Annotated in this window: 16 protein-coding genes, 2 pseudogenes and 1 other annotated feature; of the genes and pseudogenes, 1 reads left to right on the top strand and 17 read right to left on the bottom strand. The window is 47.5% G+C overall.

Going from position 1 to position 21752, the window contains the following annotated elements:
- Positions 1–371 precede the first annotated feature (371 nt).
- The 17 genes and pseudogenes from DXB70_RS04545 to DXB70_RS04455 form a co-directional block, all read right to left on the bottom strand.
- Positions 372–647: pseudogene (locus DXB70_RS04545) on the bottom strand (UDP-glucose 6-dehydrogenase); the annotation flags it as partial.
- A gap of 730 nt (positions 648–1377) precedes the next feature.
- Positions 1378–1698, bottom strand: a complete 321-nt coding sequence (locus DXB70_RS04540; RefSeq protein ID WP_118672741.1) for an NAD-binding protein — start codon at positions 1696–1698, stop codon at positions 1378–1380.
- 405 nt (positions 1699–2103) lie between these two features.
- Positions 2104–3564 carry a sugar transferase gene (locus DXB70_RS04535; protein ID WP_118672740.1) on the bottom strand — a complete coding sequence of 487 codons (1461 nt, stop codon included), beginning with the start codon at positions 3562–3564 and terminating at the stop codon, positions 2104–2106.
- A 114-nt stretch (positions 3565–3678) separates the two neighbouring features.
- The gene (locus tag DXB70_RS04530) at positions 3679–4314 is read right to left on the bottom strand and encodes a hypothetical protein (protein WP_118672739.1); all 636 of its coding nucleotides are present in this window, start codon (positions 4312–4314) and stop codon (positions 3679–3681) included.
- Positions 4315–4351: 37 nt separating this feature from the next.
- On the bottom strand, positions 4352–5380 hold the full coding sequence (locus DXB70_RS04525) for an LCP family protein (protein ID WP_117795582.1): 1029 nt from the start codon (positions 5378–5380) through the stop codon (positions 4352–4354).
- The gene (locus DXB70_RS04520) at positions 5377–6096 is read right to left on the bottom strand and encodes a CpsD/CapB family tyrosine-protein kinase (protein WP_118472777.1); all 720 of its coding nucleotides are present in this window, start codon (positions 6094–6096) and stop codon (positions 5377–5379) included. Before DXB70_RS04520 ends, DXB70_RS04525 begins: the two co-directional genes overlap by 4 nt.
- Before the next feature lie 6 nt (positions 6097–6102).
- The gene (locus DXB70_RS04515) at positions 6103–6894 is read right to left on the bottom strand and encodes a Wzz/FepE/Etk N-terminal domain-containing protein (RefSeq protein WP_117795586.1); all 792 of its coding nucleotides are present in this window, start codon (positions 6892–6894) and stop codon (positions 6103–6105) included.
- 79 nt (positions 6895–6973) lie between these two features.
- Positions 6974–7750, bottom strand: coding sequence for a CpsB/CapC family capsule biosynthesis tyrosine phosphatase (locus DXB70_RS04510; protein ID WP_118472775.1), 777 nt, complete (start codon positions 7748–7750; stop codon positions 6974–6976).
- A gap of 617 nt (positions 7751–8367) precedes the next feature.
- Entirely contained in the window at positions 8368–10326 is a 1959-nt protein-coding gene (locus DXB70_RS04500) for a fructose-1,6-bisphosphatase (protein WP_118523389.1), read from the bottom strand.
- A gap of 292 nt (positions 10327–10618) precedes the next feature.
- A complete protein-coding gene (locus tag DXB70_RS04495) occupies positions 10619–11101 on the bottom strand; it encodes a GNAT family N-acetyltransferase (protein WP_107000411.1) in 483 nt (160 codons plus the stop codon).
- Between the two features lie 209 nt (positions 11102–11310).
- Positions 11311–13962 carry a valine--tRNA ligase gene (locus tag DXB70_RS04490; RefSeq protein WP_118672738.1) on the bottom strand — a complete coding sequence of 884 codons (2652 nt, stop codon included), beginning with the start codon at positions 13960–13962 and terminating at the stop codon, positions 11311–11313.
- A 110-nt stretch (positions 13963–14072) separates the two neighbouring features.
- Positions 14073–14264: pseudogene (locus tag DXB70_RS14330) on the bottom strand (DUF6472 family protein).
- Between the two features lie 186 nt (positions 14265–14450).
- Positions 14451–14747 (bottom strand) — a binding site (T-box leader).
- A gap of 270 nt (positions 14748–15017) precedes the next feature.
- Positions 15018–15950, bottom strand: a complete 933-nt coding sequence (locus DXB70_RS04480) for a type II secretion system protein (protein ID WP_207665598.1) — start codon at positions 15948–15950, stop codon at positions 15018–15020.
- Between the two features lie 189 nt (positions 15951–16139).
- Complete coding sequence (locus DXB70_RS04475; RefSeq protein WP_118672737.1) at positions 16140–17021, bottom strand: MetQ/NlpA family ABC transporter substrate-binding protein; 882 nt, start codon at positions 17019–17021, stop codon at positions 16140–16142.
- A 98-nt stretch (positions 17022–17119) separates the two neighbouring features.
- Complete coding sequence (locus DXB70_RS04465) at positions 17120–17785, bottom strand: methionine ABC transporter permease (protein WP_022358729.1); 666 nt, start codon at positions 17783–17785, stop codon at positions 17120–17122.
- A gap of 1 nt (position 17786) precedes the next feature.
- Positions 17787–18800 carry an ATP-binding cassette domain-containing protein gene (locus DXB70_RS04460; protein WP_118672736.1) on the bottom strand — a complete coding sequence of 338 codons (1014 nt, stop codon included), beginning with the start codon at positions 18798–18800 and terminating at the stop codon, positions 17787–17789.
- A 429-nt stretch (positions 18801–19229) separates the two neighbouring features.
- Positions 19230–20321: a glycosyltransferase family 2 protein gene (locus DXB70_RS04455; protein WP_118672735.1), complete on the bottom strand. Its 1092-nt coding sequence runs from the start codon at positions 20319–20321 to the stop codon at positions 19230–19232.
- Positions 20322–20592: 271 nt separating this feature from the next.
- On the opposite strand from DXB70_RS04455, the gene DXB70_RS04450 reads away from it, so the two are divergent.
- The gene (locus DXB70_RS04450; RefSeq protein ID WP_118672734.1) at positions 20593–21732 is read left to right on the top strand and encodes a DUF362 domain-containing protein; all 1140 of its coding nucleotides are present in this window, start codon (positions 20593–20595) and stop codon (positions 21730–21732) included.
- Positions 21733–21752: the final 20 nt, after the last annotated feature.

Genomic DNA, 21752 nt, shown 5'->3' with positions numbered 1-21752 from the left:
CGGCGCATATTCATACGCCACACTCTCCGCCCTCTACATCAAAGTGTTAATCTGTTGAGTAAACCCGTTTTTTTGCTTCTATTTTGCCAGATTTTCCCATTCCATCTTTTTTGTAATAATCATACAAATGTATCTATCATTCTTATTGCAACCTGCACAATGATTTATTCATTTTTTATGATGTCTACACGACAGAATATTAGTAATTTCCGTCCGTTGCTCAACGCCACGCAGATAAATGCAGTTATCAGTATTAACGTCCTACTGCACAAAACATGATTTTCAGAGTAAAATGCAGCGCATATTTATGCAAAATCAGGTGTTTTTGTATGTATATTCAACTCCACCATAGACCATCAGAACTCGACTGCTTTTGTTGAGTAGACATTGGTCGGGGCAGCCACTACAACAAAATCCGCATTCGAGTATGCAGCCTTTGCATCGAGGGTTGCAGTCAGATCCAGATTCTTTTCTGCCAGATATTTTTCAATATAGTCATCCTGAATCGGAGACTTCCGGTTGTTGATCATCTCGACCTTCTCCGGAATGATATCCACAGCGGTCACATGATGATGCTGAGAAAGTAATGTCGCAATCGACAAACCAACATAACCAGTGCCCGCAACGGAGATTTTGTAATTCTTCATGTTATTTACTCCTCCGGCCCTCATCGGGCATATCCTCTAATTTTCTATGTACACATCCATATGGATGGTCTTTCTCTCTAATTCCTCATGTGTGATAACCACACTCGGCTAAGTGTTTTCTTATACTGTCGTATCCAACTACCCCAGCAATCATATTTCCCTTGTTTTCTACTCCATAAAACATCCGTTGAGTACACTCGTCTCTATTCCTCTATAGCCGAAGTGTTGATTTATACAGTCGAACCCCGTATACCCTGCAATGACGTTTTTTCTAAGTGTTGGATTGTCGAATCGAACCCTGTCGGCGCATGAGTTTTGTTAAAACTGTATATATCATCCGGTCAAATTCTCACCATTCATTGTTCGTTATGAACAAATCATTCACTCTCACCGCACAAAATCTGTATTTATCATCGCCATCAATGCTCTACTCAACAGCTGTTTTATGAAGTAGAAATCGTCTGTTTTTCCGTAATTTTCATGACTCAACAAACCGTTATGATGTAGATGTCATTAGCAGGTTAAATAGTGTACTCAACAGCAGTTTCAGACGTTAATGATAAACTCACGGATTTTTTTGTTTTCCCCTGTTTTCCGCCATTTCTATGGTTCTTCTGAAAAAGATGTGCCAATTTTGTGCCACATGGGGCAAAAATTCAGCGTTTTGTATAAGCATCTAGCATTTATAGCTCATACAGCTGTGAAATATAGCCAATTTCAGCAGCCCCAATTAGTGTGCAAAACAGGTTCTTTTCGATGTTGCTACGTCAATACGGTTTGTTGAGTAGACATTTGTAGGTGCCGCTATTACAACGAAATCTGCATCTGTGTATGCGGTCTTCGCATCCAACGTCGCGGTCAGATTTAATTCTTTCTCTGCGAGGTACTTCTCTATATAATCATCCTGAATCGGAGACTTGCGATTGTTAATCAGCTCAACCTTCTCCGGTACAATATCAACTGCAGTTACCTGATGATGCTGACTCAGCAAAGTTGCAATCGACAGCCCAATGTAACCAGTGCCAGCAACAGCGATTTTGAAATTCTTCATAATATTTACTCCTCCGGTCTTCCTTGGACCCAATTCCCTCAAAAGGTGTTTTTATCTATGTACACATCCCGAAGGATGGTATTTCTTGCCAATCGTATTCTTTTACCCCTCAACTTACTTCACAGCACAACAACAAGCCTGTATACAGATTGCAACAACAATCTATACGCAGGCTTGTCCTCGTACCTCCTTATTCTGTTTTCTGCTCTATCAGCTTTCGCTGTGGTGGGTTAAGTATAGAGCGCAGCCAGAAGCCATTAACCCCTGAAAGCACGCTGGCCGTAACGCACCATGACAGGCAGAAACAAGTTGAGGTGAAAAGGTCAAGCCGCGCAAACCCGCATGAAATCAGGCTTTTCTCTGCTCTCAATCGAAGCCATCCACTTATGGATAACTTGTCCCCCCTTACACCGCCCCATCTCTCCTCAAAACCACCATCACCGTCTTCATCAGAATCTTTATATCCATTCCGATATTCCAATTAGTGATATACTCCCGGTCGAGGCGGACAACTTCTTCGAAGTCCGTGATTTCACTTCGGCCGCTGACCTGCCACATACCGGTAATACCCGGCTTGATCGCCAGTCTGGCTTTATGGTGCAATTCATAGAGATTGGTCTCTGAAATCAGCGGCGGGCGGGTGCCTACAAGCGACATATCCCCTTTCAGCACATTGAAAAACTGAGGAAATTCATCCAGACTTGTCCGGCGGATAAATTCACCGATTCCGGTCTTATGGCTTCCATCCGGCATGATTTGATTTCCGATCACGCGCGGGTCGAAATCAAGCTTGAACATCTTTCCATCGCCCAGCTTATTTTCTTTCATCAGCTCATCACGGCGTGCTTCGGCGTCCATGTACATACTTCTGAATTTGTACATTTTAAACCGTTTTCCGTTTTTTCCGACTCTTTCCTGGGTAAAAAAGATCGGTCCCGGTGATGACAGATAAATCGCAGGTGCAAGAAATAAAAAGAGTACCGCCGTCAATGCACAGCCGATCAGTCCGCCTATGACATCCATCATCCGTTTGAGAAAAAGCTGGAAAGACGACGCATAATTGATGCTCGTTGTCAGCACGGTATACGGTCCTATTTTCTCCACAAACTGTCTCTTTCCCGGCACACTTGTCACTTTTGCAAGGTTCAGATGCACCGTTACGCCGGTTTCTGTCAGCTGGTTCAGCAGCTTATCCGGATATGGCACCATCTCTGAGGTTACAACAATAACCTCATCAATCCATCCCTGGCAGACATAATGGGGAAGTTCTTCCTCCTCCACTATCACGGGAATTTCTTCGATTTTTTCTCCTACATGCGATTCGTGATCTCCGATCAGGCAGACCCCCGCAATCATGTATTGTGCATAATTGTTTTCCTTGATCGTTTTGACCGTCCGTCCGGCTATGTCCTCATTTGTCACAATCATCAGAACGCGCTTGTTTCCATCGACTGTTTTTTTTCGCTGCAGATGCCATTTCCAGCATTCACGCACACTATACGCGGTTCCGATATAGAAGACAGCCGTCAGCATCAAAGCCAGTCTGGAATACTTCTGCCCTTCCTGCAGAAGGAACAGATATAAAAGAGCACTGCCTTCTATAAAAACGGCCTGCTTGACAGCTACTATAAATTCCACAAAATGGTCTCTTCTTATGACTCCCCGCATTGTCTCCCGGCAAACCAGCAAAATCAGATCCATCATTCCTAAAAAAATCGCCATATTCCGATACAAAATCGGTGTGTATATATCCCATCCATACCCACTGCATGCATAGGCAAGTATTAATGCCGCCTGCAGAGAAATCACATCCAGGATGATGAAATCGATATGCTTCATCCATCCGCCTGAATTTCTTCTGTACATATCTACCGCTCCCCCCGTCAATGCCTATTGCAATCGACTTTGTAAATCAGCCTCTCAAGGTACCGGCAGGTACCTCTCTTACCAGGTACCTGCCGGCTTCCGCGGCCTTATCAATTAGTTCTTATGAACTAATGTAAAGACTGCATTGCCCGGAATTGTTACATTAACAGAGTTTGTTGCATGATCAATCCCGTTGACCGGAGCTAATTCCCACTTATGATCGGTTTCACTGTAGTAGTAGATTTCTACATTCTGAACATCACCCAGAGCTGCTACTGCAATATTTACCGTGACCGGATCACTCACTGCAACGCCATTTGCATCGGTTGTCATGAGCTGCTGTGCCGGCATAAGCGGAGAATATCCAACCAGTGCCGGATCACCCGTTACACGATACAGCGGAACACCTGCATTGATCTCAAACACTTTTTCTGCAACAGCCCAGCTATTGCCGTCTTTGATCTGCTGATCGGATGCGAACCCAACCGAACTGCCATTTGCAGTATTTCCCTGCGAAACAGTAATACCGTTGGAACCATTCTGACCACTATTCTTGATACCCGTAGATGTCTTGTTGGTAATGGTTCCCGCATTTACATTGAGACCTGCGCTCTTGGAAGAGGCAGAACCTGAACTGCTTCCTCCGTGACTGACTGTCACATTTGTGTTCGGGCTCGCTGCCATTGCCAGTGTGCCCGGCACTGCCATGATTGCTGCTGCCATCATGAGTGCTGCGTACTTCTTTTTCATTTGAACCTTCCTTTCCGGCTTTCAAAGCCTTTGCTTTTTAAGCTTTTTCTTTATAAAAAAGATTGATGACAATCTCTTTTAGCTCATCCATATCTGGGTAAAACTCTTCGAATTTTCCCTGATATATTTTTCCCGACAGTTCAATAAAATCACCGTCTTCCATGGCATCCGGACTGTTCAAAAGCGCCAGTCCCATGTCCATGTACTGGTCCTTCGCCATGTTGGTGATCGCCAATTTCTGTATTCCATCCACCAGCCGGGTTATGGTGGTTTTGTCTGCCGCCTGACTTTCCTTTGCCTTCTGAATAAACGCTTTCAGATATCCTTTCTGCCGGTGAAGACGAATACTTGCGGACCCCTCTTCGTCCACATCCCGGAAGCGGACATATTTTTCTGTCAGATCTCCGGTCAGGTTGACTGTTTCTCCCATCTTGAAATCTTCTGGATACTGGTTTGCGACCATCTCATCATCCACGGTAACCGGCACACCACCGACTGCATCATTAAAATAGGAAATCGAATCCATATTGACTGCAAAGTATCCGTCGATCTTAAGACCAAATAAAAGTTTAGAAAGGGCTTCTGCTGTCAGTTCACAGCTTTCTTCCCGCCCATCTCCAAACGCATACGCCAGCGTCAGCTGCTGTGTCTCGGTCCCCAGAGGTTCCCCAAAATAGTCAAATACCTCTATCTCCGTCATTGTATTTCTTGGAATCAGTACAATCTGAGCCTGATCTCTGGACGCGTCCTCGGCGATCAGAAAGATGGCATCGGCATCGCCGCCTTTTCCCGAAACTGCCTGTGATGCCATCTCGCCCTTCGTATCAATACCCATACAAAGAATGGCTCTCATCGCTGTATTCCGGCGATATTTCTTTCCATTCCAGGTCAAAATCCCATTTTTCTGGTCTTCTGCATCCTCGTTTTCCTGCTGCCCACGTGCTTCCATCTCCTGCACGGCTGCTTCTCTCTCTTCATATCTGTAATACGCATGGATACCGAATCCCACGCAGGCGATTCCCACCGCCGCTCCGGCAATCCATCGAATCATATTCTGCTTTTTCATTTATCCGACTCGTTTTCGTAATATTTACTATATTTGGAATATTTTCCATAATATCTATGATAGTATCCGCTGCCTGCCATATCGACACGATTCAGTACGGCTCCTAAAATCCGGCAGCCTGTCCGCTCAAGCTGGTTTTTTGCTTTCTGCACCAGGCGATAACTGAGCGCCCCGCTTTCAACTACGAGGATAGCTCCGTCACAGCGCTGGGAAATAATAGCTGCGTCAATGACACTTCCAAGAGGCGGCGTATCAATGATGATCGTATCATATTCATTTCTTGCCCATTCAACCAGCCGCGCAAATGCGTCCTCTCCCAGCAATTCCGCCGGATTCGGCGCCATCGGGCCAGAGAAAATGATGTCAAGATTTGGCAGATTGGTATGATACAGAATATCCCCCAGCAGTTTCTGTCCTGTCAGGTACTGCGTCAGACCGTAAATCTGCTGCCCGAATCCGAAGCGGGATACCAGCACGGATTTACGGATATCGGCATCAATAAATAAAACTCGTCCCTCTGTCTGTGCCATTGAAATCGCCAGCTGGGAAGATGTCTCACTTTTTCCCTCATCCGGCATCGTGCTGGTCAGCATGATCACTTTCAATCCACTGCCCGAAAACTGAATGTTGGTACGGAGTGTTTTCATTGCTTCCTCATATTGATAGTCTTTTTTTTCATCCTGTGTAACCGGGATGAACAGATTCTGGTTTGCCATGCTCTCCTACCTTCTTTCGTTTTTCTCTTTTCCGGCAAATGGATTGATGATATCCCAGATGCCGGAGGTACGTTTTACTTTTTTCTCGCCTCTTCCGTGAATCTTGCTCTCCGGAATCACAGCCAGTACCGGCAGTTCCAGATATTTCTCCACATCTTCCTCTGACTGAATCGTATCATTCAAAATAACAGTCAGGCTGATGTATGCACACACCAAAAAGGCTGCTATCAAAGCGCCAATCGCAGCATTTTTGGTATTGCTCGGACTGGTCTTTTTAACAGCTACCTCACCGCTCTCGATGAGTTTCGGCGGTGTCATCTCCATGATTTCTCCTACATAGTCCGATGCCACTTCTGCCGTCGTATCAACGATCTTTTTTGCCATTTCCGCATCCGGATCCTGCGCTGAAATGCTCAGAATACGTGTATCTTTCGGATTCTCCACTTCAATCTTCTTAACCAGCTTTTTATAGTCCATGTCCAGATGAAGTTTATCGACTACCTCTTCCATGACCGAGCGGCCGGTAATGATCGTCTTGTAATCCTGCGTCAGCTGCGTGCCAATCTGCAGGTCGGCCAACGATGTCAGCGTTGTTTCTTTTGTCAGTACATAGATTTTTGCGGTTGAAGTGTACTGCGGTGTGAGCAAAAAGTAACTATATGCCCCTCCAATTGCTCCTCCAATCACAAGCGCTCCGATGATAATCCAGAGTTTCCGGAGCAATGCATACAAAATCTCTCCGACATCAATTACATCCTCATCATCCCACGCCTGTTTTTGACTCTCTTTCGTTTCCATACCTTACAAATTTCCTTTTCTTTCTTTTTTTCTGACCGGCATTCTGCCAATCTGTTTCAGATGTATTTTAGAGTTCCTCTTATAATCGTTCATCCAGGATTATTTTTTCTGGATTCTCCACTGACAATTGTCTGGCCAATGTATCCCCGCCTTTTTTTCGGATCCAGGCAAGTGCCCTGTCACTGTCCGGTGCACGGTGATGAACCCCATGCATATCGGTTCCCAGAAAACTGATATATCCCGCCAGCAGCACTTTACGGCACCAGCGCCGTTCCAGTCTCTCACGTAAATTCCAGACATTTCTAAGCTTTATCAGACTTCCGTAATTCATCTGAAGATAAGCGCCCTCCCTCTGAAGCTCTGTCAGACGTCCTGTCTTTCTTAGACACTGATAACGCTCAATATGCGCCAGCACTGGGAAATATCCCGCCAGCAGCAGCTCCCGGACTGCATTCTGTATCTGGCTCCACTGCGACTGGGGAAGGAATTCTACCAGAACATAATGACTTCCCGCCAGTGTCAGCAGTTCTCCCCTCTGAAGCATATCAGCCATGCCTTCAAAATATTGTATTTCCTGCCCGCTATACAGTCGCAGCTCCGGCATCACCTTCTGAACCGCTTTTGCCATCTGCTCCATAAGTCTCTGTATCTGTTCCGGTTTTGTCCGCCAGTGATAGACGGTATAATGAGGGGTTGCTATCACATTGCGCACACCTTGCTGATATGATTTCCGAAGCATCCGAACACTGGCGCTTATGCTTTTCGAGCCATCATCAAGTCCCGGAAGAACGTGTGTATGTATGTCCGAAATTCTTTGTTCTTTTTTTTTCGGCTCTTCCTGCGATTTTTGCAACATTCTATTCTCTCCCTTCGCTCTCAGCGCCGCTTTGTTCTCCCGTCAGATCCAGCCATCCATGCGTCTGCCTTTTTCTGCGATAACAGCCGCAGCTTTTTGTATGTCCACTTTTTAAATGCGTTCCGTAAACCAGACAGATGTTTCCGCAATCGCATTGGCACACCCAGTATCGGTGAACTCCTGTCTTCTTCTCGCTCTGTCTTATAATCAAAAGATGTCCATATTTCCGCCAACCAGATTTTCCTGCTTTATATATGTCCCTGTATATGACATAATATGTATTATGTCATTGCTGCATTCCTTTTTTTTATAAATTTTTTATTATTGTACTATAAAATATTACAAACTACAACCGCAACGCAAACTGGAATATTGCGTTTTTTTTGTTTTGAAAATAATGTAATCAGAAAATCAACGTTTTCCTTTTTTCTTTTCTCTCATCGGCTGTAAAAGTCCTCATATCACGGCACACTGTATATGACATGATACATATTATGTCATTGCCGTATTCCTTTTCATTTTACACTCTCTGATTTCTGAATATTTGCCTCTACAGCATTCACTGCAATCGGATCACTTACGTGATTTCCATTTGCATCCGTTGTCTGGCGAATGATCTACCGCGTAAATTTCTCCGCGATCGCACCGCTATAGTACGCATTCAGCAGTTTTTCCAGATCTTTGATCTTCTCTTTCAGTTCCCGTCCGATATCGGTATCCCCGACGCACTTGCGCTCCGGCACCCATTTGACCATACGGCTCTCGGAATGGATATCACTCTCCTTCTCGATCGCCGCCTCGGTGGACTCAAACGGATCGTGCGCTGCCAGAATCAGACCGTAGGAGTTGTAAATCAGCGTATACCCCGCGATACCGGTTTCTTTCTGATATGCCCTTGAGAAACCACCGTCGATGACGAGAAGCTTACCGCCGCATTTGAGCGGGCTCTCGCCGTCTTTGGATTTGACCGGGACGTGACCGTTGATGATGTGCGCGCCCTCCGGCTCCAGACCAAACTCACGGAGAATGCGGTCAAGCACTTCCTCATTTTCCAGCATATCGTAATACGGATTTTTTACTTCTTTATGTGTCTCTTTTTCTGCCAGAAAATAGCGCTCAAACGTTGCCATCTTGTCCTTGCCGAACAGCGGGGAATTTTCATTCAGCCAGATATACCACATCATGTCCCTGCCTTTTTCCCGCTCTGCCTTATCGACCGCGACAAACCCCTTGCGGACATAATTGTCCAGAATATCGTATAGCGCCTTTCCCTTATATTGCTTGCCGTAGATCTCTACCTCCTTGAAGGTACCGTCCTTATTTAACGGAACGCAGCCATGGTAAAGAAGATTGTTGTTGTATACTTTATAGAGACTTCCCTTCGCCAGCAGAAACTTCATATGCTGCTGCAGCTTCTCGCAGTTCATGAACGCACGTTCCAGACGTTCCATGATATCCGCTTCTTCTGGTGTAAATGCATATGGATCCTTTGGATCCACCGTCGGGAAATTCATATCAAGCATCTTGTACTCTCTGCCATCCATTTCCAGAACGCCGCGTTCAAAATCAATATGATGCAGAAGATTTCGTTTCTCCAGACCAAATTCCGGATGGCGCTTGATGATCTGCCCTTCCGCCTTGAACTGGATGATCGAGATCGCCTTGTGCATCTTCTGGTTCATCTCGCGCTCAGACGCACTGTAAGAGTCACTGCCCTTTAACTGGAAGCAGGTGCACGGGTCATCCCCATATGTATTGATCGCAAAGGTTGCCAATGGAAGAAGGTTGATGCCGTAACCATCCTCCAAAATATCCAGGTTTCCATATCTCGCGCAGATACGGATTGCGTTTGCAATACAGCCCATCTGTCCCGCTGCCGCGCCCATCCAGAGCACATCGTGATTGCCCCACTGGACATCAATCGAGTGATAGGTCATCATCTTGTCCATGATGATATGCGGTCCCGGACCCCTGTCATAGATATCGCCTACGATATGAAGATGATCGACCGTCAGGCGCTGAATCAGCTCGCTTAGCGCTATAATAAAGGCTTTCGCTCGTCCCACACGGACAATCGTCTGGACGATGGCATCGTAGTAGGATTCCTTGTCCTGCAGATCACCGCGCTCAGTCAGAAGTTCTTCCAGCACATAGGCAAATTCCTTCGGAAGCGCCTTGCGGATCTTCGAACGCGTGTACTTGCTCGCTGCCCGGCGGCAGACCGCAATCAGACGATAGAGTGTGATCTTATACCAGTCATCCGGGTTCTTCTCCGTCTGCAGAATCCGGCTCATTTTCTCCGCCGGATAGTAAATAAGGGTTGCCAGTGACTGCTTATCCTGACGGCTCAGGGTATTTCCAAATACATCGTCAATCTTTCGCTTGACGGAACCGGAACCATTTTTCAATACATGAGAAAATGCCTCGTATTCCCCATGGATATCGGTCAGGAAATGTTCCGTTCCTTTCGGCAGATTTAAGATCGATTCCAGATTGATGATCTCCGTCGATGCCGCTGCAATCGTCGGGTAAAGCTCTGCCAGTCGATCCAGATAACGCGCCTGCAATGATTTCATGTTTTCTCTAACCCCTCCTGTTTGCGGACGCCCCTTTTGACCCTTTTTCACCCAATCCCGTGCAGCCTGCTTCCGATGCCCGTTATGCATATAAAACACACGCAAAAGATACACGCAGAAAGATGGAAAAGAATTTGTAATGCTTGTTGCAAACAATTACAAAAAATCGAAATGGCGTCTCATTTTTAATTCTGATACTTGTATCTTATCACACTTCTATTAAAAACGCCATTTCGATTCCTATAATAAGTATTATTAGTATTTGCGGGCAATCACGTATTTCTTCTTAAATTTAAAACTTATACCGCATCTGATACCAGATCACGTTTCCATGCACCGATTCCGAGATCCCCTCATTCACAAATCCAAACTTGGCATAATAGGCTATCAATTTTTCCTTGCACGTCAACACAAGTCCCTTCCTCCCCTGTTTTCTGGCATCCTCGATGGCGCACTGGAGCAACTGTCCCGCATAGCCATGTTTCCGGTATGCCGGAATCGTATTGACACCAAAAATCATCTGCCATGCGCCGTTTTCATCGTGCATTTCTGCCCGTTCGTACATCTCATCCGTCAGATCCGGCTTGTCTGTGACGAAGCCGTCCACAAACGCAATCAGCTTTTCGCCTTCAAACATGAGCCAGAAATGATTTCCATAATACTTAATTCTCTCCTCAAACTCCTCTTTCGTTGCGGCTTCCGCTGCCGGAAAGCATTCTGCTTCCACGGCTGCAATCTGAGCCAGATCTGCTATTGTCGCTGTTCTTATCTCCATAATATCTCGTATCATCCAATTATCCTCGTTCGAGGATAAAAAAATAATCTCCTTTCTCTCTTCAAAGGCATTCGCCCATATAAATAAAAACAGAATAATTTCGGTTCTTTCTTTGCAAATAAGCCAATGCATATAGTTTTCCCCATACACATCGGCTTATTTCACGCATCAGGCGGATCTCTCGATCCTGCCTTTTACTTCATATTCAACTATTTCCGCAGCTGTGCCAGGCGCTCCTGTACCTGTGCCATCATCTGGCGGTATTTCTCCAGCTTCTCACGCTCTTCGGCAATCTTTGCCTCCGGTGCGCGGCTGACGAACTTTTCATTACTTAACATGCCCTCGGAACGGGCAAGCTCTTTTTTCAACTTCTCCTCTTCCTTGGTCAGACGCTCGATCTCCTTGTCCAGATCCACCAGCTCTGCAAACGGCATATAGATGGTTGCCTTTGCAGTCACAGCCGATACGGCATCGTCTGCGATTCCGCTCTTGTCCTTCTGAAGGACAACCTCGCTCGCATAGCCAAGAGTTGCGAAGAATACACGGCTGTGCTCGAAGATGGCCAGAACTTCCGGATCCTCGGATACAACGTATACTTTTGCCTTCTTGCTCGGCGGTACGTTCATGGATGTGCGGACGCCGCGGATCGCGCGGACTGCATCCTTGATCGTCTCTACAGCTTTCTCCTCGTCTGCGAAATTCCACTCATCCTTGTACTCCGGCCAGGAAGAAATCATGATGGACGGTTCCTCATCCTGCAGGTTGCAGAAGATTTCCTCGGTGATGAACGGCATATATGGATGCAGCAGTTTCAAGGACTGAATCAGAACCGTTTTCAGGGTCCAGAGTGCAGCTGCCTTGGTGGTGTCTTCCTCGGACCAGAGTCTCGGTTTTACCATCTCGATGTACCAGTCGCAGAACTCCTCCCAGATGAAATCGTAAACCTTCTGGAGAGCGATTCCCAGCTCGTACTTATCCATGTTCTCGGTAACATCTTTTGCCAGCGTGTTGACCTTGGAGAGGATCCAGCGGTCAGCCATCTGCAGGTCAGAAAGCTTCACATCCGTTACCGGCGCTTTTTCGATGTTCATCATAATGAAACGGGATGCATTCCATACCTTGTTTGCAAAGTTACGGCTGGCTTCCACACGCTCCCAATAGAAGCGCATATCGTTGCCCGGTGCGTTACCGGTCATCAGGGTCATACGAAGTGCATCGGCGCCGTACTTGTCGATAACCTCAAGCGGATCGATACCATTTCCAAGGGATTTACTCATCTTGCGTCCCTGGGAGTCGCGTACCAGACCGTGGATCAGGACGGTGTGGAACGGCTCTTTGCCAGTCTGCTCCAGACCGGAGAATACCATACGGATAACCCAGAAGAAAATGATATCGTATCCGGTTACCAGCACATCGGTCGGATAGAAATATTCATATTCCGGTGTGTCCTTCGGCCAGCCGAGCGTAGAGAACGGCCACAGGGCGGAGGAGAACCAGGTATCCAGCGTGTCCTTATCCTGATGCAGGTGGGTGCCGCCGCATTTCGGGCATACCGCCGGTGCGCTCTTGGCAACAGTCATCTCGCCGCAGTCATCACAATAATAAGCCGGAATCCGGTGTCCCCACCAGAGCTGACGGGAAATACACCAGTCACGGATGCCCTCAAGCCAGTGCAGATAGGTCTTTCCGAAGCTCTCCGGAACGAATTTAAGTCTGCCGGATTTAAGTGCCTCTACCGCCGGTTTCGCCATCTCTTCCATCTTGACAAACCACTGTGGTTTTACCATCGGCTCTACGGTTGTGCCGCAGCGGTCGTGAGTACCTACGTTGTGGGAATGCGGAACGACTTTGACTAAAAGTCCCATTTCCTTCAGATCCTCTACCATGGCTTTTCTCGCCTCGTAGCGGTCCATGCCCTGATATTTGCCCGGTACGCTGATGGTTGCATCGTCATTCATGATGCAGATCTCTTCCAGGTTGTGGCGTTTTCCTACCTCAAAGTCGTTCGGGTCATGTGCCGGTGTGATCTTTACGCAGCCGGTACCGAACTCTTTATCTACATACTCATCCGCGATGACTGGAATCTCTCGGTCGGTCAGCGGCAGTTTTAACATCTTGCCTACGATATCCTTGTAGCGCTCATCCTCCGGGTTGACAGCTACCGCAGTATCGCCTAACAGCGTCTCCGGACGGGTGGTTGCGATCTCGACGAAACGTCCCTCTTCGCCGACGATCGGGTAATTGATGTGCCAGAAAAAGCCGTCCTGCTCCTCATGCTCTACCTCGGCATCCGAAATGGAAGTCTGGCAGACCGGGCACCAGTTGATGATACGGGATCCCTTGTAAATATAACCTTTTTCATACAGTCTGGTAAATACTTCCAGAACCGCCTCGGAACAGCCCTCGTCCATCGTGAAACGCTCGCGGTCCCAGTCAGCGGAGGAACCCAGCTTGTGAAGCTGTTTTACGATACGGCTGCCGTACTCTTCTTTCCACTCCCATGCTTTCTCCAGGAAGCCCTCACGACCCAGATCATGCTTGTCAATGCCCTGCTCTTTCAGCTTATTGATAACCTTAACCTCCGTTGCGATCGCCGCATGGTCGGTACCCGGCTGCCACAGTGCCTCATAGCCCTGCATTCTCTTGTAACGGATCAGGATATCCTGCATGGTGTTATCCAGCGCATGTCCCATATGAAGCTGTCCGGTAATATTTGGCGGCGGCATCACAATCGTGAACGGCTTCTTGCCGTTTCTGCGTCCACGCTCTGCATCGGCGTGGAAATATTTGCTGTCCAGCCATTTCTGATACAGGCGATCTTCAATATCCGCCGGATTATATGTCTTTTCCAGTTCTTTCATTGATCGATTCTCCTTTTGTGTTTTAACTCATCAAATGCTGTTTATCCTCGCATTCTATCATGAACCGCATCTTGTTTACCTTCATTTTGTGTAATTTCCGATGCAGTTTCTTACATCTGTTTCCGGACAATCTTGTACTCATCATCCGTCTGGTAGTACGGGCAGACAAAACGCTGGTTGCTTAAAAATGCCGCCATCTCGTCCTCATCCAGATCTGCCTCGCACAGATAATACCCATAATCATCGTCATAGACATAATTGCCTCACGTATCACAGCTTGTCAGCGGACCCTGTTTTTTCATCTGTTTTGTCCTTTCCGAAGCGCGTTTCCTATGAAAAAGAATGTGCCTTGGCACATTCTCGCGCCGAGCGCGGTCGCTTGCGACATGTTTCTGCTTCGCGCGAGTGCGCATCCTCGCGGAGCGTTTTTTGTTTCATAGGACGTAATTTCCTATGAAATGAAAAAGCCCCTTGCAGACATATCATCTGCAAAGGGCGTCATATACGCGGTACCACCTTAATTCAATCAGGATTTCCGCCTGCCGGTGTTTTCTTTGCACACATCCAGACTTTACCCCAATCCTCTTGATTCTATAACGGGAACTCCCGGGATCTCTTATCCACCACTCTCTTTCACAACATTCCTAAGTCATAGCAGAACGCGGTTTTTCAGAAATCCGGCTCCGAAGCTACCTTCCACATCCGTTTCCCGGAACCGTCTCTCAACCTGCGCGGTTCTCTCTGTCAGGGCTTCTATGTGTACTCCTCTTCTTCACTGCCTTTCATTTTTCAGTTCCTTGTTATCATAGAGGTTTTTCAGGAAAATGTCAAGGTTTTCGGCACAGGTTGATAAATGATATATGCCCGTTACTGTTCACAGGTAGGCACTTTTGGAACCGAAAGTGCCGTAAGAAAACGTGGTGGCAGCAGGAATTTGCCGTATTTAAATGCGAAGCCACGGCAAATTCCGTTACTGGGCACGTATGCGTGAACAGTAACATATGCCCTGGCTCTTCCCACTTTAAAGACGCCCAGCTGTAACAGCTGCACAGACCCTACTTCGGCAGCGTATCCTTATACTGTTGATACGTCCCATCCGTCACCAGCTTTGCGTATGCATCATATGCCTCCTGCAGATTCTCATACTTTTTATCATTCGAAAGATATTCCGTATACTGTTTTGGAGTTAGATGATCGGCGATTGCCACATAGTTACCAGCTGTATTCTTTCGAATAGCGGTAGTTGTTTCCGAAATATAAAACCTTCCATCTGCTGTACTGATAATAACCGGTATCTTCTTTCCTGCACCAACCGAATCTGACGATATATCTACAGATGTCCAGAATAAATATCGCTTCGACTTATCCTTCGCATCTCCCAGATAGGCCCAGGTTCCCTTTTTTAACAGGCTGTCCCCCTCAATCTTTTCCTGTATCTTTGGAAGCATATTGGATTTTGTACAGTTGGAATCAATTTCAAAATTGTTGTTATTACCCAGCATTTCCAATATGTCGCTGTCATTCAAGGGCGCATGTACATCGCAATTGATATTAAACGCGTATTTCTGTTCCGAACCGCCTGTACCCTTTCCGCCTTTCCAGTTAAAAAACACTCCCGAATCCGGCCGATAGGAAACTTCACACTCCCCACCCGGAACCGGATAACCAATCCAGTTGGCCGTATCACCCTGATCATTATAATGCATCACTCCACCTATCGTCACCGGGTCATGCGACTGCCATTTTTCTTTTTTCTGCTTCAGCTTTACAACCTTCACTTCATTCTCTGTATCCTCAATCATGACCGCTGCCATAACCTCTGCATATGCAGAACGGACATTGGCAAGATCCGTGGCCTCCCGGCTGGTCTCCAGCTGCCTGGTAAAAATGGGAATAGAAATTGCAGCTAAAATGGAAACTATCGCAACGACTACCAAAAGCTCCGCCAGCGTAAAGCCCTTTTTCCTGTTCTGCATATGAATTTCCATTCTTATCACCCGCCTGTCACCTTTATCTTTTTCTTATTCTATCACATGATTCAAAAAAATTCACGCAAAACATTTTTCATCTGACGCACATTCCCATAAATTGAAAGAAGAGACCTCCGCCTGCGGTTTTCACCGCAAAGCATCCGCCTCTTCCCAATTTCGTTGCTGTAATCAGGTTCCTGCCGTCAATTAAAACAGCGGAACAACCGCTCCATCGTACTTCGTCTCGATAAATTCTTTGATATCATCGCTTGTCAGGACTTCCATCAGAGCTTTTGTCTTGTCGCTCTCCTCGTCACCCTCACGGACTGCTACAACATTTCCGTATGTCTGGGCTGCCAGAGAGTCAGAAGCCTCTACTGCCAGAGCATCGGTTACCTTTAAACCAGCCTCGATTGCGTAGTTGCCGTTGATAACTGCAATATCAGCATCCTGTAAGGAACGCGGAAGCTGTGCTGCCTCAAGTTCTACGATATCCAGGTTCTTCGGGTTCTCTGTAATATCATTGATAGTTGCGGTCAGACCTTCATCCTCTTTCAGTGTCAGAAGACCCTGATCCTGAAGAAGCAGAAGTGCTCTTGCCTCGTTGGTTACATCGTTTGGCACCAGAACCTCTGCGCCGTCAGCCAGCTCATCTAAAGAATCGCTCTTGCCTGCGTAGATGCCGAATGGCTCATAATGGATTGCACCTGCACTTACCAGGTGAGTGCCATTCTCCTCATTGAAGGTATCCAGATATGGTTTGTGCTGGAAGTAGTTTGCATCCAGATCGCCGGACTCCAGTGCGTTGTTCGGCTGTACATAATCAGTATACTCTACGATCTCCAGATCGTAGCCCTTGTCTGCCAGAAGGTCTCTTGCAGCTTCCAGGATCTCAGCATGCGGTGCCGGGCTTGCGCCTACTACCAGCTTCTCCAGATCGCCGTCTGCCTCTTTAGCCTCTGCGGTAGTCTCCTCTGCTGCCTCTGCAGCGGTCTCAGCAGTTGTCTCATTCGAGCTGGAAGAGCAGCCTGCTAAGGATGCAGCTGCCAGCAGTGCCAGGAATGTGGTTCCTAAGAATGATTTTTTCATAGTGATCTCCTCCTCTTTGTGTGTTTAAATTTATATTTCAGAAATGTCCTGCATCTGCCACAGACGATAGGCTGCATTTCATTTCTGTAAATATCTTATTAACGGATTCTCTTATCACTTCTTCTCGAACTTCGTGTAAAGATCTCCTGAATCAGCTGTGCGATAATAACCAGAATCACAACGGTAACCAGCATCATATCTGCCTGATAACGGTGGTATCCATATCGGATCGCCACATCGCCCAGACCGCCGGCGCCGACACAGCCTGCCATCGCGGAATATCCGAGGATTGTCGTGATCGAAATCGCTGCGCCGACTAACAGGGACGGCTTGGACTCCGGAAGCAGCACCTTGAAAATAATCTGCCAGGTTGAAGCGCCCATTGATTTTGCTGCTTCAATCACGCCTGCATCAATTTCCTTTAATGATGCCTCTACCATACGGCTGATGTACGGGAACGCCGCGATTACCAGCGGTACAACTGCCGCATTTGCTCCGATCGTCTTTCCCACGATCGCACGGGTCAGCGGCATTACCATCGCTAACAGGATGATAAACGGCACCGAACGGAGCAGGTTGACAATCACGCCCGCCACTTTGTTGAACAGCGGCACCGGACGGATGCCGTCTTTATCGGTTACAACCAGCGCCACGCCGAGCGGGATGCCGATCAAATAAGAAATCAGGGAAGAAAGACCTACCATATATAAGGTTCTCCAGGTCTCTTTTACCAGCATACTGACTGTCTTCGCATCAAATACCATCTTAGCGCACCTCCTCATAGGTCACACCGACCGTTTTTAAATAATTGCAGATACGCCCTGCATCTACCTCGTCCTCCGGGAGCTGCAGAAGCATCTGTCCCATCGCCTTGCCCCCAATATCGTGGGTATCCGCGAGAAGGATATTGACCGGAACCTTGCAGGCTAATACCATATTAGAAATAATTGGCTCCGAGGATTCCTGTCCATTGAAAATAACGCGGATCTGGCGCGCTCTGGCAAAGCTTGTCTTCTGCCCTACCGTCTCACCGAGAATCAGCTGCCGCCCAATCTCCGACTTCGGACCGGAGAAAATCTCTGATACCTTGCCAGACTCTGCAATGTGGCTGTGGTCGATGATCGCCACACGGTCGCAGATAGACTCAATCACCGCCATCTCATGGGTAATCACGATCACAGTAATGCCGAGTTCGCGATTAATCTTCTTGAGAAGCTCCAAAATCGATTTTGTCGTGTTCGGGTCGAGGGCACTCGTCGCCTCATCGCAAAGCAGCACCTTCGGGTTCGTGGACATCGCACGTGCAATCGCCACACGCTGCTTCTGTCCGCCGGAGAGCTGTGCCGGATATGCCTTCATCCGTTCTTCCAGACCGACTAATTTTAAAAGCTCAGCCGCCCGTTTCTTCGCCTCTGCTTTCGGGACACCGGCAATCTCCATCGGAAAGCACACATTCTGGAGTACATTTCTCTGTGCCAGAAGATTAAACTGCTGGAAAATCATTCCCATCGACTGTCTGGCTTTCCGAATCTCCGCCTCCTTCATCATCGACAGGTTCTGCCCCTCAAAAATAACCCGTCCCGCCGTCGGTGTCTCCAGATAATTGATACACCGGACCAGCGTACTCTTTCCTGCACCTGACAGACCGATAATTCCAAAAATCTCACCTTGCAGGATTTCCAGGTTAATATCATCTAACGCGGTCACCGTTCCGTTAGTTGTCTGGAATTGCTTTCCCAGTCCTTCCAGGCAGATGATCGCTTTCTTTCTCTGCTCCATTGTCTTTTCCCCTCTCTTTTTTCGAATATACAGCATTGATATCCTGTCGCATAAAAGATGCCACTACTGTTTTTCTGTCACAGGAAGCAGTTAGTGCCTTTTTGTGTCATAAGGAATTCCAAGGAATTTCTTATGACACAAAAAAGCCGCGAATCCAGTACGGATCGCGGCTTCCTATGCTATACTTACAGGTCTATCCGACCAGCCCGTTCCGTCTTTCATGCACACAAATATGACAGCACATCATACACATGCCGTTCATCATCATATTCATCTGCATGGCTTTACTCTGACGCATCGGATCTGTCCCCTTTCAGCTTATATTCCCTTATTCCTGATAGGAATTATTTGTTTATGAAGATACACCCATTTTCCAGGTTTGTCAAGTGTTTCCTGAATTTTTAAGAACTATTATTTTTAAGAGCTATTTCACTCCTGCTCCGGTTTTTGCACAGCTTCTCTTCTTTTTGATGTCTGGAGTTCCCGTGCTTCTGCACGGCTGCGGCGCAAATTTTCTCCCGGCATCTCCTGCCTCCGGCTGCGCCCTTTCTCACGTTCTCGGATGCGATCCGGCGTGCGGCTCTCAATGATATAGCGCGGGCGGTGCTTCGACTCCAGATAAATCTTTCCGACATACTCTCCGACGATTCCGACCGAGAGAAGGAGCAGTCCGCCGATAAACCAGAGCGACACCATCATGCTCGCCCAGCCGGTGATCGTATTGCCCCGGAAGAAATCAACCACTGCCCAGATAAGGAATCCAATACTGACAAAAAATGCCGCAATTCCCATGAACGTAATCATCCGGATCGGCTTTGTACTCAGCGAAGTGATGCCCTCGATGGCAAAAGCCAGCATCTTTTTCAGCGGATATTTGCTCTCCCCTGCTGCCCGCTCTTTACGGTCATAATATACCACATCGGACGGATAGCCGATCATCGGGACAATCCCGCGCAGAAACAGATTGACCTCCGAAAATTCCGCCAGTCCTTCCAGCGCCCTCCGGCTCATCAGTCGGTAATCCGCATGATTATACACGGTGTTCGCTCCCAACGCATTCATAATCTTATAAAATCCCAGTGCGGTTGTACGCTTAAAAAATGTATCCGTCGTCCTGTGGCGACGCACACCGTACACGATGTCACAGCCAGCCATATACCGCTCGATCATCGCGTCGCATGCGTCCACATCATCCTGCAGATCGGCATCCATCGAGATCGCCGCGTCACACCGCCGTCTCGCCGCCTCAAAAAGCCCGGCTAAAAGCGCGTTCTGATGACCGCGGTTGCGGCTCAGCTTCACACCTGCAAACCGCTCGTCCTTCTCATGGAGTTCCTCGATCAGCTTCCACGTTCTATCCTTCGAACCGTCGTCTACCATCAGCACCCGGCTTCCCGGATGAATCCGGCGGCTGCGGGTTAAATCATCTAATTTTTTACCTAAAAATTCTGCCGTCAATGGCAGAACTTCCTCTTCGTTGTAGCAAGGCACCACGATATAGATAACCGGTGCATTTCTCATACTGTCATCTCCTGCCCGGGTCACTGTCCCTTCTATGCAGACAAGTCCCCTCGTATTTTCAAAAGCAGGTTTCCAGATACAGGTATCTTGCCAGAATCCTCCCTGCAGCTGAAATCTGCTTTTTCCATATTTTTTTATTATATAGGAACTACATTAAAAAGAAAAGTAAATTTTTGACACATCCACCCGATTCCGGTATAATAAAATGGATTTTTTTATCACCTTACTATAATAAAAAATCCAAAAAGGCAATCTATCAGGAGGTATTCATATGTCAAAAACCGAAAAAGCAACGGTATATTTTACAGATTTCCACACCATTGCATTTGGCGACGGTCTCCCTACCAAATTAAAAAAACTGATCCGTAAAGCCGGGATCGGTTCCATCGATATGGACGGTAAATTTGTCGCTATCAAGATGCACTTTGGTGAACTTGGAAATATCAGTTATCTGCGTCCGAATTATGCCAAAGCCGTTGTTGATGTCATCAAAGAGCTGGGCGGCAAACCATTTTTAACAGACTGCAATACGATGTATCCAGGCAGCCGCAAGAATGCGCTCGAGCACCTGGAATGCGCCTGGGAAAACGGATTTACCCCGTTGACTGTTGGATGTCCAATCATCATCGGTGATGGATTAAAAGGCACCGATGACATCGCTGTTCCGGTGGCCGGAGGCGAATACATCAAAGAAGCTAAGATCGGCCGCGCCGTCATGGACGCCGATGTCTTTATCAGCCTGACCCATTTCAAGGGACATGAGATGACCGGCTTCGGCGGTACGATCAAAAATATCGGCATGGGCTGCGGTTCTCGCGCCGGTAAGACCGATCAGCACAGCAGTGGAAAACCACACGTCAAGGAAAAGCTCTGCCGGGGCTGCCGCCGCTGTCAGAAGGAATGTGCCAACGGCGGTCTCGTTTTCGATGAAGCCTCCAGAAAAATGCACGTGGATGCTGAGCACTGCGTCGGCTGCGGACGGTGTCTCGGCGCCTGCAACTTTGACGCGATCGAATTTGACAACAACGCAGCCAACGAGCTGTTAAACTGCCGTATGGCGGAATACACAAAAGCCGTTGTGGATGGACGTCCAAACTTCCATATTTCCCTGGTCGTTGACGTCTCCCCGAACTGCGACTGCCACGGTGAAAATGACGTACCGATCCTTCCAAATCTTGGTATGTTTGCTTCTTTCGATCCGCTGGCACTCGATCAGGCCTGTGTGGACGCCTGTCTGGCCGCTGCTCCGATGCCGGGCAGCCAGCTTGCAAAACATCTTGCTGATCCGGATTTCCACGATCACCATGACCATTTCACAAATTCCACACCAGAATCTGAGTGGAAAAGCTGCCTGGCACACGCGGAGAAGATCGGTCTGGGAAGCCGGGAGTATGAATTGATCACACTATAATAACATCACCCCCATCTGCC

Origin of the sequence: Clostridium sp. OM05-5BH (assembly GCF_003481505.1) — a bacterium.
GTDB classification, from domain to species: Bacteria; Bacillota; Clostridia; order Lachnospirales; family Lachnospiraceae; genus Otoolea; species Otoolea fessa.
Note: the sequence above shows the minus strand (reverse complement) of the source record. Positions and strands in the feature narration are given on the sequence as shown.

Bases quoted from the DNA above. Each gene is read 5' to 3' on its own strand.
- DXB70_RS04460 (WP_118672736.1), bottom strand. From the start codon at position 18,800: ATGGAGCAGAGAAAGAAAGCGATCATCTGCCTGGAAGGACTGGGAAAG.
- DXB70_RS04465 (WP_022358729.1), bottom strand. From the start codon at position 17,785: ATGGTATTTGATGCGAAGACAGTCAGTATGCTGGTAAAAGAGACCTGG.
- DXB70_RS04490 (WP_118672738.1), bottom strand. From the start codon at position 13,962: ATGAAAGAACTGGAAAAGACATATAATCCGGCGGATATTGAAGATCGC.
- DXB70_RS04540 (WP_118672741.1), bottom strand. From the start codon at position 1,698: ATGAAGAATTTCAAAATCGCTGTTGCTGGCACTGGTTACATTGGGCTG.
- DXB70_RS04520 (WP_118472777.1), bottom strand. From the start codon at position 6,096: ATGGCAAACCAGAATCTGTTCATCCCGGTTACACAGGATGAAAAAAAA.
- DXB70_RS04530 (WP_118672739.1), bottom strand. From the start codon at position 4,314: ATGAAAAAGAAGTACGCAGCACTCATGATGGCAGCAGCAATCATGGCA.
- DXB70_RS04480 (WP_207665598.1), bottom strand. From the start codon at position 15,950: ATGGAAATTCATATGCAGAACAGGAAAAAGGGCTTTACGCTGGCGGAG.
- DXB70_RS04450 (WP_118672734.1), top strand. From the start codon at position 20,593: ATGTCAAAAACCGAAAAAGCAACGGTATATTTTACAGATTTCCACACC.
- DXB70_RS04495 (WP_107000411.1), bottom strand. From the start codon at position 11,101: ATGGAGATAAGAACAGCGACAATAGCAGATCTGGCTCAGATTGCAGCC.
- DXB70_RS04535 (WP_118672740.1), bottom strand. From the start codon at position 3,564: ATGTACAGAAGAAATTCAGGCGGATGGATGAAGCATATCGATTTCATC.
- DXB70_RS04515 (WP_117795586.1), bottom strand. From the start codon at position 6,894: ATGGAAACGAAAGAGAGTCAAAAACAGGCGTGGGATGATGAGGATGTA.
- DXB70_RS04525 (WP_117795582.1), bottom strand. From the start codon at position 5,380: ATGAAAAAGCAGAATATGATTCGATGGATTGCCGGAGCGGCGGTGGGA.
- DXB70_RS04500 (WP_118523389.1), bottom strand. From the start codon at position 10,326: ATGAAATCATTGCAGGCGCGTTATCTGGATCGACTGGCAGAGCTTTAC.
- DXB70_RS04475 (WP_118672737.1), bottom strand. From the start codon at position 17,021: ATGAAAAAATCATTCTTAGGAACCACATTCCTGGCACTGCTGGCAGCT.
- DXB70_RS04510 (WP_118472775.1), bottom strand. From the start codon at position 7,750: ATGTTGCAAAAATCGCAGGAAGAGCCGAAAAAAAAAGAACAAAGAATT.
- DXB70_RS04455 (WP_118672735.1), bottom strand. From the start codon at position 20,321: ATGAGAAATGCACCGGTTATCTATATCGTGGTGCCTTGCTACAACGAA.